This window comes from Enterobacter cloacae complex sp. ECL414 (genome assembly GCF_021869685.1).
In the GTDB taxonomy this organism is placed as follows: domain Bacteria; phylum Pseudomonadota; class Gammaproteobacteria; order Enterobacterales; family Enterobacteriaceae; genus Enterobacter; species Enterobacter kobei.
This window is the reverse complement of the sequence record NZ_CP091481.1, coordinates 4,279,477-4,294,141: the sequence shown is the minus strand read 5'-3', so window position 1 is coordinate 4,294,141 and position 14,665 is coordinate 4,279,477. Positions and strand designations below refer to the sequence as shown.

Below are 14,665 nucleotides of genomic sequence, written 5' to 3'. Positions count from 1 at the left end.
GTTTTCACGTAGAATATCGCGCCTGTAGCTTTGAGTATGTCGAGCAAAAAGCCAGTGAACGACCTTTAACGGGTTACAAAGGTCAGTAAGGAATGCTGCTGTTGACTCAGCCCTGAGGGAGTCAGGGATCAATTTTGTAACATCAGGAAACGTACTGCACAAATTTTCACCGTTGCAGATGATTTTTGCGCCTTGTCGCTGCTGCGTGTGGTTGGTAAAGTAAGCGGATTTTGTTTTCCGCCCCAGCTTTCAGGATTATCCCTTAGTATGTTGAAAAAATTTCGTGGCATGTTTTCCAATGACCTGTCCATTGACCTGGGTACCGCGAATACCCTTATTTACGTAAAAGGACAAGGCATCGTATTGAATGAGCCTTCTGTTGTGGCCATTCGTCAGGATCGTGCAGGCTCGCCGAAAAGCGTCGCCGCAGTGGGTCATGACGCGAAGCAGATGCTGGGTCGTACCCCTGGCAACATCGCCGCAATTCGCCCAATGAAAGACGGCGTTATCGCTGACTTCTTCGTGACTGAAAAAATGCTTCAGCACTTCATCAAGCAGGTTCACAGCAACAGCTTCATGCGTCCAAGCCCGCGTGTTCTGGTGTGTGTGCCGGTTGGCGCAACCCAGGTAGAACGTCGTGCAATCCGTGAATCTGCTCAGGGTGCGGGTGCTCGTGAAGTGTTCCTGATTGAAGAGCCAATGGCGGCGGCAATCGGTGCAGGTCTGCCTGTGTCTGAAGCAACCGGTTCAATGGTGGTGGATATCGGTGGTGGTACCACAGAAGTAGCCGTTATTTCTCTGAACGGTGTGGTGTACTCCTCCTCCGTACGTATCGGTGGTGACCGCTTCGATGAAGCCATCATTAATTACGTGCGCCGTAACTACGGCTCTCTGATCGGTGAAGCGACCGCAGAGCGTATCAAACACGAAATCGGCTCTGCTTATCCGGGCGATGAAGTGCGTGAGATCGAAGTGCGTGGTCGTAACCTGGCGGAAGGTGTGCCACGCGGCTTTACCCTGAACTCCAACGAAATTCTGGAAGCGCTGCAGGAACCGCTGACTGGCATCGTGAGCGCGGTAATGGTTGCGCTGGAACAGTGCCCACCAGAACTGGCGTCCGATATCTCCGAGCGCGGTATGGTTCTGACCGGTGGTGGTGCGCTGTTGCGTAACCTCGACCGCCTGTTAATGGAAGAGACAGGTATTCCTGTCGTAGTTGCAGAAGATCCACTGACTTGCGTCGCCCGTGGTGGTGGCAAGGCGCTGGAAATGATCGACATGCACGGCGGCGACTTGTTCAGCGAAGAGTAGTCATTGTGAAAGGGTAGCGAATCGCTACCCTTTCTCTCTGACACGAGAATACGCATAGCCTATGAAGCCAATTTTTAGCCGTGGCCCATCGCTACAGTTTCGCCTTATTCTGGCGGTTCTGGTTGCGCTTGGCGTCATTATTGCCGATAGCCGCCTCGGTACGTTCAGCCAGATCAGAACGTACATGGATACCGCCGTCAGTCCTTTCTACTTTATATCAAATGGTCCCCGTGAACTGCTCGACTCCGTTTCTCAAACGCTGTCTTCACGAGACCAGCTCGAACTTGAAAACCGGGCATTACGCCAGGAACTGCTGCTGAAAAACAGCGAACTGCTGATGCTGGGGCAATATAAGCAGGAAAACGCGCGTCTGCGTGAACTGCTCGGCTCGCCGCTGCGTCAGGATGAGCAGAAGATGGTCACCCAGGTGATCTCCACCGTGAACGATCCTTACAGCGATCAGGTTGTGATCGACAAAGGGAGTGTGAACGGTGTGTATGAAGGCCAGCCCGTAATCAGTGATAAAGGCGTAGTGGGGCAGGTTGTTGCCGTCGCCAAGCTGACCAGCCGCGTGCTGCTGATTTGCGATGCCACGCATGCGCTGCCTATCCAGGTCCTGCGTAACGATATCCGCGTGATTGCGGCCGGTAACGGCTGTACGGACGATCTGCAGCTGGAGCACCTGCCTGCGAACACGGACATCCGTGTCGGTGATGTACTGGTGACTTCCGGTTTGGGTGGACGCTTCCCTGAGGGTTACCCGGTTGCGGTGGTCTCTTCCGTGAAGCTCGATACTCAACGTGCGTACACCGTCATTCAGGCTCGTCCGACTGCGGGTTTACAGCGTCTGCGCTACCTGCTGCTGCTCTGGGGTGCCGATCGTAATGGCACGAATCCGATGACGCCTGAAGAGGTGCACCGTGTCGCAAACGAACGCCTGATGCAGATGATGCCGCAGGTTCTTCCGCCTGCGGACTCCATGGGGCCACCTGCGCCAGTGCCCGCGCCGGCAACCGGGTTAACGCAGCCGCTGCCTGATGCGCCGCCACCGCCTAAACTCTCTTCGGGAGGGCAGTAGTGGCAAGTTATCGTAGCCAGGGACGCTGGGTCATCTGGCTCTCGTTCCTCATTGCACTGTTGCTGCAGATTATGCCCTGGCCGGATAACATTCTCGTTTTCCGGCCAAACTGGGTCTTGCTCATTTTACTTTACTGGATCCTTGCCCTGCCGCACCGCGTAAATGTCGGCACGGGTTTTGTTATGGGTGCCATACTGGATCTCATTAGTGGCTCTACGCTGGGCGTTCGCGCCCTGTCCATGAGCATTATTGCGTACCTCGTCGCACTGAAATTCCAGCTCTTTCGTAACCTCGCGCTCTGGCAACAGGCCCTGGTCGTGATGTTGTTGTCGCTTGCTGCGGATATCGTTGTTTTCTGGGCAGAGTTTTTAGTGATCAACGTCTCTTTCCGACCGGAAGTGTTCTGGAGTAGTGTAGTAAACGGTGTGCTCTGGCCGTGGCTGTTCCTGCTGATGCGTAAGGTTCGCCAGCAGTTTGCCGTGCAATAAAAAGGTTTCTATGACGTCTTTGTATCTCGCTTCCGGTTCCCCGCGCCGTCAGGAACTCCTGACCCAGTTAGGGGTATCTTTTGAACGCATCGTGACCGGCATTGAAGAAAAACGTGCTGAGGGCGAAAGTGCGCAGCAATACGTCTCTCGCCTGGCGCGCGAGAAAGCGCAGGCGGGCGTGGCGTTAGTGCCCCGCGATCTGCCGGTGCTGGGAGCAGATACCATCGTTATCCTTAATGGTGAAGTGCTTGAGAAACCGCACGATACCGAACATGCGGCGCGTATGCTGCGCAAAATGTCCGGGCAAACGCATCAGGTAATGACGGCGGTCGCGCTGGCGGATAGCCAGCACGTGCTGGATTGTCTGGTGGTAACCGATGTCACGTTCAGAGTACTTACCGACGACGAGATCGCCGCTTATATTGCCAGCGGTGAACCGATGGATAAAGCAGGTGCATACGGTATTCAGGGGCTGGGTGGCTGTTTTGTCAGGAAGATTCATGGCAGCTATCACGCCGTAGTCGGCTTACCGCTGGTGGAAACGTATGAGTTGCTCAGCAATTTTAACTCACTGCGTGAGGGAAGGGATAATTATGACGGCTGAATTGTTGGTAAACGTAACGCCATCGGAAACCCGTGTGGCCTATATTGACGGTGGCATTCTTCAGGAAATTCATATTGAGCGTGAAGCGCGGCGCGGAATAGTAGGCAATATCTACAAAGGTCGTGTCAGTCGTGTACTGCCGGGTATGCAGGCGGCTTTTGTAGATATTGGTCTGGATAAGGCGGCATTTTTACATGCCTCCGATATCATGCCGCACACCGAGTGCGTTGCGGGCGAAGAGCAAAAGCAGTTTGCCGTGCGCGATATTTCCGAACTGGTGCGTCAGGGACAGGACTTAATGGTGCAGGTGGTGAAAGATCCCCTGGGCACCAAAGGCGCTCGTCTGACCACCGACATCACCTTACCCTCCCGTTATCTGGTCTTTATGCCCGGCGCGTCACACGTCGGCGTTTCGCAGCGCATTGAGAGCGAAAGCGAGCGCGAGCGTTTGAAGAAAGTGGTCAGCGCCTACTGCGATGAACAGGGCGGGTTTATTATCCGCACCGCCGCGGAAGGGATCAGCGAAGACGATCTGGCATCCGATGCCGCATACCTTAAGCGCGTCTGGACCAAAGTGATGGAGCGTAAAAAACGCAACCAGACCCGCTACCAGCTTTACGGTGAGCTGGCGCTGGCTCAGCGCGTTCTGCGTGACTTTGCCGATGCGCAGCTCGACCGCATTCGCGTGGACTCTCGCCTGACGTATGAAGCGCTGCTGGAATTTACCGCTGAATACATCCCGGAAATGCCGGGCCTGCTGGAGCACTACACCGGGCGTCAGCCTATCTTCGATCTCTATGATGTCGAAAACGAGATCCAGCGTGCCCTGGAGCGTAAGGTTGAGCTCAAGTCCGGCGGGTATCTGATTATCGATCAGACCGAAGCGATGACCACCGTCGATATCAACACCGGCGCGTTTGTTGGCCATCGCAACCTCGATGACACCATCTTCAACACCAACATTGAAGCCACGCAGGCGATTGCCCGCCAGCTGCGTCTGCGCAATCTCGGCGGCATTATCATCATCGACTTCATCGATATGAGTAATGAAGATCACCGCCGCCGCGTGCTGCATTCACTGGAGCAGGCGCTGAGTAAGGATCGCGTGAAAACCAGCATTAACGGTTTCTCGCAGCTGGGGCTGGTGGAAATGACGCGTAAGCGCACCCGAGAAAGCGTTGAGCATGTGCTGTGTAATGAATGCCCAACCTGCCATGGACGCGGAACGGTAAAGACGGTTGAGACCGTCTGCTACGAAATTATGCGTGAAATCGTCCGAGTTCATCACGCCTACGACTCCGACCGTTTTCTGGTCTATGCTTCCCCTGCGGTGGCGGAAGCGTTGAAAGGCGAAGAGTCGCACGCGCTGGCGGAAGTGGAAATCTTTGTCGGCAAACAGGTAAAAGTACAAATTGAACCGCTCTATAACCAGGAGCAGTTTGACGTTGTGATGATGTAAAACGCAGTACGCTGCGTGACGAAAGCTGACAAGGAGAGATGCGTGAGGCGATTGCCGGGGATTTTATTGCTTACAGGGGCAACGCTGGTCGTGATTGTCGCGTTGCTCGTGAGCGGGCTACGCCTCGTTTTGCCGCATCTCGACAGCTGGCGTCCGCAGCTGCTGGCAAAAATCGAATCTACCACCGGTGTGCCGGTCGACGTAAGCCAGCTAAGCGCCAGCTGGCAAAATTTTGGCCCGACGCTCGACGTCCGGGATATCAATGCCAGCCTGAAAGATGGCGGCCATCTGAAAATCAAACGCGTGACCCTGGCGCTGGACGTCTGGCAAAGCCTGCTGCATCTGCGCTGGCAGTTTCGCGATCTCACCTTTTACCAGCTTCAGTTTCTGACCAATACGCCGCTAACGGGCGGTGAGGATAATCAGGGCCTGGAAGCCAACCGCTTCAGCGATCTCTTCCTCCGTCAGTTCGATCATTTCGATCTGCGCGACAGCGAAGTGAGCTTTATTACCCTTTCCGGCCAGCGCGCCGAACTGGCGATCCCGCAGCTCACCTGGCTTAACGGCAAGAACCGACACCGCGCGGAAGGACTGGTGAGCCTGTCCAGCCTGAACGGCCAGCACGGCGTGATGCAGGTACGTATGGATCTGCGCGACGATGACGGCCTGCTAAACAACGGTAAAGTCTGGCTGCAGGCCGACGATGTGGACGTGAAGCCCTGGCTCGGCGACTGGTTACAGCAAAACATGCAGCTGGAAACCGCCCGCTTTAGCCTTGAGGGCTGGCTAACCCTGACGAAGGGAAAATTCGCCAGCGGCGATATCTGGCTGAAGCAAGGGGGAGCAAGCTGGAAGGGCGAAAATCAGCAGCATCAGCTTTCCGTCGATAACCTCACCGCGCATGTGACGCAGGAGAAAGAGGGCTGGCAGTTTGCTATTCCGGATACGCGCATCACGATGGACGGCAAGCCGTGGCCGCGCGGTGCGCTGACGCTGGCCTGGATGCCGGAGCAGGACGTGGGCGGCGCGGCCAGTAAACGCAGCGATGAGCTGCGTATCCGCGCCAGTAACCTGGATCTGACAGCCATCGAAGGCCTGCGCTCAATGGCGGCGAAACTCTCCCCGGATTTGGGCGAGATTTGGCTGGCAACGCAGCCGAGCGGCAAGATTGATGCGCTGGCGCTGGATATCCCGCTTCAGGCCACAGAGAAAACCCGTTTCCAGGCCTCGTGGAACGATCTTGCCTGGAAGCAGTGGAAGCTGCTTCCAGGAGCCGAGCACTTCAGCGGCAAGCTGGAAGGTAGCGTGGAAAACGGCAGGCTGACGGTGGATATGCACCACGCCAAAATGCCTTACGAGACGGTCTTCCGTGCGCCGCTGGAAATTGAACAGGGCAATGCGGTGCTGAACTGGCTCCGTAATGATAAGGGCTTCCAGCTTGATGGCAGGCATATCGACGTCAAAGCCAAAGCGGTGCATGCACGCGGCGATTTCCGCTACCTGCAGCCAGATGGCGATGAGCCCTGGCTGGGTATTCTGGCCGGCATCAGTACCGATGATGGTTCTCAGGCCTGGCGCTATTTCCCGGAAAACCTGATGGGGAAAGCGCTGGTCGACTATCTGAGCGGCGCGATTCAGGGCGGTCAGGCGGATAATGCCACACTGGTCTACGGTGGTAATCCGCACCTTTTCCCGTACAAACATAATGAAGGTCAGTTCCAGGTGCTGGTGCCGCTGCACAACGCCACCTTCGCGTTCCAGCCTGGCTGGCCTGCGCTGAAAAACCTGGATATCGAACTTAACTTCCTCAATGACGGCTTATGGATGAAGTCTGACAGCGTTGCGCTGGGCGGCGTGACGGCCAGCAACCTGACGGCTAACATCCCGGACTACTCAAAAGAGAAGCTGCTTATTGATGCCGACATTAACGGTCCAGGTAAAGCGGTGGGGCCGTACTTTGAGGAGACGCCGCTGAAAGAGTCTCTGGCGGCGACGCTGCAGCAGCTCCAGCTTGATGGCGATGTGAATGCTCGCTTACATCTTGATATCCCGCTGGACGGTGAGATGACCACCGCCAAAGGTGATGTCCGTCTGAAGAACAACAGTCTGTACATTAAACCGCTTGAGAGCACCCTGAAAAACCTCAGCGGGCAGTTCAGTTTTGTGAATGGTAACCTCAAGAGCGAGCCGCTGACCGCCAGCTGGTTTAATCAGCCGGTGAATATTGACTTCACAACCACTGAGGGTGAAAAAGCTTACCAGGTGGCCGTCAATCTGGACGGTAACTGGCAGCCTGCGCGTATGGACGTCCTGCCGAAGCCGATCGCGTCATCAGTGGATGGCACGGTAGCCTGGAACGGCAAAGTGGCTATTGAGCTGCCGTATCACGCAGGCGTGCAGTATAAGGTCGACATCACGGGTGACCTGAAAAACATCCACAGCCAGTTGCCCGCGCCGCTGGATAAACAGGCCGGACAATCGCTGCCGGTGAAGGTCAACGTCGATGGCAACCTGAACAGCTTTGCGTTGACCGGAAATGCGGGCAGCACAAACCATTTCAACAGCCGCTGGCTGCTTAATCGCAAATTCACCCTCGACAGGGCTATCTGGACGACGGACAGCAAAACCACGCCGCCACTGCCCGACCATGCGGGCGTTGAGCTCAATCTTCCGCCGATGGATGGCGCGGAGTGGCTGGCGCTGTTCCAGAAAGGCGTTGGACAAAACGTGGATGAAGCCGCCCAGTTCCCGCAAACCGTTACGGTACGCACGCCGTCGCTGATGTTGGGCGGACAGCAGTGGAACAACCTTAGCATTGTTTCTCAGCCCACCGCGAATGGCTCTAAAGTGGAGGCGCAGGGTCGGGAGATCAACGGCACGCTTACCATGCGTAATAACGCGCCGTGGCAGGCAGCGATTCGCTATCTCTACTACAACCCGGCCACCGCGAGTAAAGATCAACCGGCGAATACATCGCCGCTGAGTCAAGCCTCCCGCGTCGATTTTAGCGGCTGGCCCGATCTCCATCTGCGCTGCGCGGAATGCTGGCTGTGGGGGCAAAAATATGGCCGTATCGACGGCGATTTTGCCATCCAGGGGAATACGCTTACGCTCTCCGGCGGCCTGGTCGATACCGGTTTTGGCCGCATGACAGCCGCAGGGGAATGGGTCAATAACCCGGGCGAACAGCGGACCTCCCTGAAGGGCGACATTAAAGGCAACAAACTGGATGCGGCAACCAATTTCTTTGGCATCACTACGCCGCTGCGGGGATCGTCATTTGACGTGAATTACGATCTTCACTGGCGAGACGCGCCGTGGAAGCCAGACGAAGCGTCACTGAACGGTATTTTAAAAACCCGCTTTGGCAAGGGGGAAATCGCCGATGTGAGCACGGGGCGCGCCGGGCAGATCCTGCGCCTGCTGAGTTTTGATGCGCTGCTGCGCAAGCTGCGCTTCGATTTCAGCGACACCTTCAGCGAAGGTTTCTACTACGATTCCATCCGCAGCACGGCGTGGATAAAGGACGGCGTGATGCATACGGATGACACGCTGGTAGACGGCCTGGAAGCGGATATCGCCATGAAAGGCTCAGTCAATCTGGTACGCCGTGAGCTGGATATGGAAGCCGTGGTGGCGCCGGAAATTTCCGCGAGCGTGGGCGTGGCGGCGGCGTTTGTGGTGAACCCGATAGTCGGTGCGGCGGTATTTGCTGCCAGTAAAGTGCTGGGCCCGCTGTGGAGCAAAGTTTCGATTCTGCGCTATCGCATTACCGGTCCGGTGGATAAACCCCAGATTAACGAGGTACTGCGCCAGCCGCGCAAAGATGCACAGCAATGATTTGACGTGGGCAGGTAATTGCCTCACTCTCAATAAATACGATTTTTATACCGCCACGGGCGGCAACGAACGAGTAGCAATACGATGAGTCTGAACCTGGTAAGTGAACATTTGCTCGCAGCGAACGGCCTGAGCCATCAGGACCTGTTCTCCATTCTTGGTCAACTGACCGAACGCCGTCTCGACTACGGCGATCTCTATTTCCAGTCGAGCTATCACGAATCTTGGGTTTTAGAAGACAGCATCATCAAAGATGGTTCTTATAACATTGACCAGGGCGTCGGCGTGCGCGCCGTCAGCGGTGAGAAAACCGGTTTTGCCTATGCCGACCAGATTAGCCTGGCTGCGCTGGAGCAAAGTGCGCAGGCTGCGCGTACCATTGTGCGTGATACTGGCGATGGCCGTGTGAAAACCCTCGGTGAAGTGTCGCACTCTGCGCTCTATACCAGTATCGATCCGCTGCAAAGCATGAGCCGCGAAGAGAAGCTGGATATTTTGCGCCGCGTGGACAAAGTGGCGCGTGCTGCAGATAAACGCGTGCAGGAAGTCTCTGCCAGCCTGAGCGGTGTTTATGAACTGATTCTGGTGGCGGCAACGGACGGTACGCTGGCCGCCGATGTGCGTCCGCTGGTGCGTCTTTCCATCAGCGTGCAGGTTGATGACAACGGTAAACGCGAGCGTGGCTCCAGCGGCGGCGGCGGTCGTTTCGGCTATGACTGGTTCCTGGGCGATGTAGATGGCGAAGCGCGCGCTGACGCGTGGGCAAAAGAAGCCGTGCGCATGGCGCTGGTGAATCTTAATGCTGTTGCGGCTCCCGCCGGGACGTTCCCGGTGGTGCTGGGCGCAGGCTGGCCGGGCGTGCTGCTGCACGAAGCGGTGGGCCACGGTCTGGAAGGCGACTTTAACCGTCGCGGGACATCCGTGTTCAGCGGTCAGATTGGACAGCTCGTCTCATCTGAGCTGTGCACCGTGGTGGATGATGGCACCATGCCTGACCGTCGCGGTTCGGTGGCTATCGATGATGAAGGTACGCCAGGCCAGTACAATGTGCTGATTGAAAACGGCGTGCTGAAAGGTTACATGCAGGACAAACTCAACGCGCGCCTGATGGGTGTCGCGCCAACGGGTAACGGCCGTCGTGAATCTTACGCGCACCTGCCAATGCCGCGCATGACCAATACTTACATGTTGCCGGGCAAATCCACGCCGCAGGAGATTATCGAGTCTGTAGATTACGGTATCTTTGCGCCAAACTTTGGCGGCGGCCAGGTGGACATCACCTCCGGTAAATTTGTCTTCTCTACCTCAGAAGCGTATCTGATTGAGAAGGGAAAAGTGACCAAAGCGGTAAAAGGTGCGACCCTGATTGGTTCCGGTATCGAAGCCATGCAGCAGATCTCTATGGTCGGTAACGATCTGAAGCTGGACAACGGCGTGGGCGTCTGCGGTAAAGAGGGCCAGAGCCTGCCGGTTGGCGTCGGCCAGCCAACCCTGAAAGTGGATAATCTGACGGTGGGCGGTACAGCGTAGTTTTTCACCGCCTCACCCTAACCCTCTCCCCAACGGGGAGAGGGGAAAGGCCTATTCTTTCCTTCTTCCCCGCATCCCCTGAAACAGCTCTGCCACGTCCACAAAATAGTCGGTCAGATAGTTGATACACACCTGCACTTTGAGCGGCAGCTTGTCCTTTTCGGTATACAGGGCGTAGACCGGGCGCGGATCGGATTGATAGCGAGGGAAAAGGATCTCCAGCACGCCGCTGTTGATCTCATTGATCACCCACATCAACGGGACGTAGGCGATCCCCGCACCGGCCACCAGCCAGCGCGAAATAGTCATCGGATCGTTAGTGACGAATCGCCCTTCCGGCAGCAGCCGGGTGGAGATCCCCTCCGGGGCAATCAACTCGAATTCATTGTCGGGTCGCACGCTGTACTCCAGCCAGGAGTGGTTGGTGAGATCCGCGGGTTTCTCCGGAACGCCGTACTGCGCAAGATAGCTTTTCGAGGCGCAGACAACCATCGGCATGCTGCCCAGTCGACGCGAGAAGAGGCTGGAATCCTGCAACGCCCCCACGCGGATCACCACGTCCAGACCATCGGCGATCAGATCCGGCGCCGGGATACCTGTCACCAGATTGACGCTAAGCCCGGGGTACTCCTTCAGCATATCCGCGGTCATGGCAGCGAGTACATTTTGAGCCATAGTTGAAGAACACCCTATACGGAGTGTGCCGATCGGGGTGTTGTTAAAGGCGTAGAGCTGTTCATGGACGTCTTGTACTTCGTGCATCATGCGTCGGCAGCCCTGATAGTAAATTTTACCCGCCTCCGTCAGCCCAATGCTGCGGGTACTGCGGTTGAGCAGCTTGACCTGTAACTCATCTTCCAGTTTAGAGACCGTCTGGCTAATGGATGAGACGCTCATCTGAAGCTGACGTGCCGCGGCGGTAAACGAACCCAGTTCAACCACTTTGGCGAAGACCGACATGCGTTTTAAACGTTCCATTGTTCACTCTGGCTTAAAAGTGATTTAGATCACATATTATAGATAACAGCATAACAGTTACGTTAATATATTATTAATTACATAACGGCTGCGCCATTCTCGCCCGACGTTTCTTGCTCTTCTGCGATGGCGTGCGCTAAAAAATTCTGAAGCCTGCACTCTCTCTTATCAAGGTCAACATGAGTCTGTTTCCCGTTATCGTGGTGTTCGGTCTGTCGTTCCCACCGATATTTTTCGAGCTACTTTTATCACTGGCGATCTTCTGGCTGGTGCGCAAGGTGCTGGTCCCTACCGGGATTTACGATTTCGTCTGGCACCCTGCATTGTTCAATACCGCGCTGTATTGCTGCCTGTTTTACCTGATATCGCGCATGTTTGTCTGAGGTTGATGTGAAAACGCTAACAAGAAAAATCTCCCGCACTGCCATCACGATGGCGCTGGTTATCCTCGCCTTCATCGCTATTTTTCGTGCCTGGGTCTATTACACCGAATCACCGTGGACGCGTGATGCGCGCTTCAGCGCGGATGTCGTGGCCATCGCCCCCGATGTGGCTGGTCTAATCACGGCGGTGAATGTTCACGATAACCAGCTGGTGAAAAAAGATCAGGTTCTGTTCACCATCGACCAGCCTCGTTACCAGAAGGCGCTGGAAGAAGCGGAAGCAGATGTCGCCTATTACCAGGCGCTGGCATCGGAAAAACGCCGTGAGGCGGGCCGCCGTAACCAGTTGGGCGTTCAGGCCATGTCCCGTGAAGAGATAGACCAGTCTAACAACGTGCTGCAAACCGTGCTGCACCAGCTGGCGAAAGCGCAAGCCACGCGCGATCTCGCTAAGCTCGATCTGGAGCGCACCGTGATCCGCGCGCCATCCGACGGCTGGGTCACTAACCTCAATGTCTATGCCGGGGAGTTTATTACCCGTGGCTCCACTGCCGTGGCGCTGGTTAAACAGAACTCCTTCTACGTGCTCGCCTATATGGAAGAGACCAAGCTGGAAGGCGTGCGTCCGGGTTATCGTGCGGAAATCACGCCGCTGGGCAGTAACCGCGTCTTCAAAGGTACCGTCGACAGTGTCGCTGCAGGGGTGACCAACTCCAGCAGCTCTAACGATACTAAAGGAATGGCGACGGTGGATTCCAACCTGGAATGGGTGCGTCTGGCGCAGCGTGTGCCGGTACGTATTCACCTTGATGAACAGCAGGGCAACCTGTGGCCAGCGGGGACCACGGCGACGGTGGTGATCACCGGTGAAAAAGATCGGGATGCCAGCCAGGACTCCTTCTTCCGTAAAATTGCCCATCGCCTGCGCGAGTTTGGTTAATCGCCATGGGTATCTTTTCCATCGCCAGCCAGCACATTCGCTTCGCCGTGAAGCTGGCCTGTGCAATTGTGCTGGCGCTGTTTGTTGGCTTTCACTTCCAGCTTGAAACCCCTCGCTGGGCGGTCCTGACGGCTGCAATAGTTGCGGCGGGTCCTGCCTTTGCCGCGGGTGGGGAACCCTATTCTGGCGCGATCCGCTATCGTGGGATGCTGCGTATCATCGGGACGTTTATCGGCTGTTTCGCGGCACTCACCATTATTATTCTGATGATCCGCACGCCATTGCTGATGCTGATGGTGTGCTGTATCTGGGCGGGTTTCTGCACCTGGATTTCGTCTCTGGTGAAAGTGGAAAACTCCTACGCCTGGGGGCTGGCGGGTTATACCGCGCTGATTATTATCATCACCATTCAGTCTGAACCTTTGCTCGCGCCGCAGTTTGCCGTTGAGCGCTGCAGCGAGATTGTGATCGGTATTGTGAGTGCGATTGTCGCTGACCTGCTTTTCTCTCCACGCTCCATCAAACAGGAAGTCGACCGTGAACTTGACGCGCTGATCGTTGCCCAGTACCAGCTGATGCAGCTGTGCATTAAGCATGGCGACAGTGAAGAGGTGGATAACGCCTGGAGCGGGCTGGTTCGCCGGACGCAGGCGCTGGAGGGGATGCGTAGCAACCTCAACATGGAGTCCTCGCGCTGGGCCCGTGCGAACCGCCGCCTGAAAGCCCTCAATACTGTTTCCCTGACGCTGATTACCCAGGCGTGTGAAACGTATCTCATCCAGAACACCCGTCCGGAAGCGGTCACCGATACGTTCCGTGAGCTGTTTGCCGAGCCGGTGGAAACCGTGCAGGACGTGCATAAACAGCTTAAGCGTATGCGTCGGGTGATCGCCTGGACCGGGGAGCGCGACACGCCGGTGACCATCTACACCTGGGTCGGGGCCGCGACGCGCTATCTGCTGCTGAAACGTGGCGTGATCGGCAACACTAAAATTAGCGCGGCGGAAGAAGAGGTCCTCCAGGGTGAAGTGGTCATCAAGGCCGAATCTGCCGAACGCCACCACGCGATGGTCAACTTCTGGCGTACCACGCTTGCCTGTATGCTCGGTACGCTGTTCTGGTTGTGGACAGGCTGGACGTCTGGCAGCGGCGCGATGGTGATGATTGCCGTTGTGACCGCACTGGCGATGCGTCTGCCTAACCCCCGTATGGTTGCCGTTGATTTCCTCTACGGTACCATTGCCGCCCTGCCGATAGGGGCGCTCTATTTCCTGGTCATCATCCCGTCGACGCAACAAAGCATGTTGCTGCTCTGTATTAGCCTGGCGGTGATGGCGTTCTTTATCGGCATTGAAGTGCAAAAGCGTCGCCTGGGATCGCTGGGGGCGCTGGCGAGTACGATTAACATCATCGTGCTCGATAACCCGATGACTTTCCATTTCAGCCAGTTCCTCGACAGCGCGCTGGGCCAGCTGGTGGGCTGTTTCCTGGCGATGATGGTCATTCTGCTGGTGCGGGATAACTCACAGGCGCGGACGGGGCGTGTGTTATTGAATCAGTTTGTTTCTGCCGCCGTGTCGTCGATGACCACCAATACCGCGCGTCGTAAAGAGAACCACCTCCCGGCGCTCTATCAGCAGCTGTTTTTACTGCTGAATAAGTTTCCGGGCGACATCGCGAAGTTCCGCCTGGCGTTAACCATGATTATCGCGCACCAGCGTCTGCGCAGTGCACCGGTGCCGATCAACGACGATCTCTCCGCCTGGCACCGTCAGCTGCGTCGTACCGCGGACCATGTGCTTTCCGCCAGCAGTGATGACAAACGTCGCCGTTACTTTACGCAGCTGCTTGAAGAGCTCGATATCTATCAGGAAAAGCTTAAGCACTGGGATGCACCGCTTCAGGTCACCGAACCGGTAGGGCGGCTGGCGCTGATGCTGCGTCGCTATCAAAATGCCCTCACCGATAACTGACTGAAGTAAAAAAACCGACGCCAAAAGCGTCGGTTTTTTTGTGGCTATACTTATTCCAGCACGTTCTTACATTCAGAAAGG

The 14,665-nt window shown here is 56.2% G+C and carries 11 protein-coding genes; 10 read left to right on the top strand and 1 reads right to left on the bottom strand.

Going from position 1 to position 14,665, the window contains the following annotated elements; genetic code table 11:
- Positions 1-267 precede the first annotated feature (267 nt).
- From mreB to tldD, 7 genes are all read left to right on the top strand, one after another.
- The gene (gene mreB, locus L3068_RS20640; RefSeq protein ID WP_000913396.1) at positions 268-1,311 is read left to right on the top strand and encodes a rod shape-determining protein MreB; all 1,044 of its coding nucleotides are present in this window, start codon (positions 268-270) and stop codon (positions 1,309-1,311) included.
- Positions 1,312-1,372: 61 nt separating this feature from the next.
- Positions 1,373-2,389: a rod shape-determining protein MreC gene (gene mreC, locus L3068_RS20635; RefSeq protein WP_008502850.1), complete on the top strand. Its 1,017-nt coding sequence runs from the start codon at positions 1,373-1,375 to the stop codon at positions 2,387-2,389.
- Positions 2,389-2,877: a rod shape-determining protein MreD gene (gene mreD, locus L3068_RS20630; RefSeq protein ID WP_008502849.1), complete on the top strand. Its 489-nt coding sequence runs from the start codon at positions 2,389-2,391 to the stop codon at positions 2,875-2,877. Before mreC ends, mreD begins: the two co-directional genes overlap by 1 nt.
- Positions 2,878-2,887: 10 nt before the next feature.
- On the top strand, positions 2,888-3,481 hold the full coding sequence (locus L3068_RS20625; RefSeq protein ID WP_014885433.1) for a Maf family protein: 594 nt from the start codon (positions 2,888-2,890) through the stop codon (positions 3,479-3,481).
- Positions 3,471-4,940 (top strand): ribonuclease G, encoded by a 1,470-nt coding sequence (gene rng, locus L3068_RS20620; protein WP_014885432.1) that lies wholly within the window; start codon positions 3,471-3,473, stop codon positions 4,938-4,940. Before L3068_RS20625 ends, rng begins: the two co-directional genes overlap by 11 nt.
- Before the next feature lie 42 nt (positions 4,941-4,982).
- Complete coding sequence (yhdP, locus tag L3068_RS20615; RefSeq protein WP_117581499.1) at positions 4,983-8,780, top strand: AsmA2 domain-containing protein YhdP; 3,798 nt, start codon at positions 4,983-4,985, stop codon at positions 8,778-8,780.
- Positions 8,781-8,864: 84 nt separating this feature from the next.
- A complete protein-coding gene (gene tldD, locus L3068_RS20610) occupies positions 8,865-10,310 on the top strand; it encodes a metalloprotease TldD (protein WP_023331419.1) in 1,446 nt (481 codons plus the stop codon).
- Between the two features lie 51 nt (positions 10,311-10,361).
- On the opposite strand, the gene aaeR is transcribed toward tldD, so the two are convergent.
- Positions 10,362-11,288 (bottom strand): HTH-type transcriptional activator AaeR, encoded by a 927-nt coding sequence (aaeR, locus tag L3068_RS20605; RefSeq protein ID WP_032635411.1) that lies wholly within the window; start codon positions 11,286-11,288, stop codon positions 10,362-10,364.
- A gap of 179 nt (positions 11,289-11,467) precedes the next feature.
- Here aaeR and aaeX point away from each other — a divergent pair, with 179 nt between their 5' ends.
- The 3 genes from aaeX to aaeB are packed head-to-tail and all read left to right on the top strand — an operon-like array spanning position 11,468 to position 14,584.
- Positions 11,468-11,671, top strand: coding sequence for a p-hydroxybenzoic acid efflux pump operon protein AaeX (gene aaeX / locus L3068_RS20600; protein ID WP_003860416.1), 204 nt, complete (start codon positions 11,468-11,470; stop codon positions 11,669-11,671).
- Between the two features lie 7 nt (positions 11,672-11,678).
- Positions 11,679-12,611 (top strand): p-hydroxybenzoic acid efflux pump subunit AaeA, encoded by a 933-nt coding sequence (gene aaeA, locus L3068_RS20595; RefSeq protein WP_014885428.1) that lies wholly within the window; start codon positions 11,679-11,681, stop codon positions 12,609-12,611.
- 5 nt (positions 12,612-12,616) lie between these two features.
- Positions 12,617-14,584: a p-hydroxybenzoic acid efflux pump subunit AaeB gene (gene aaeB / locus L3068_RS20590; protein ID WP_014885427.1), complete on the top strand. Its 1,968-nt coding sequence runs from the start codon at positions 12,617-12,619 to the stop codon at positions 14,582-14,584.
- Positions 14,585-14,665 lie beyond the last annotated feature (81 nt).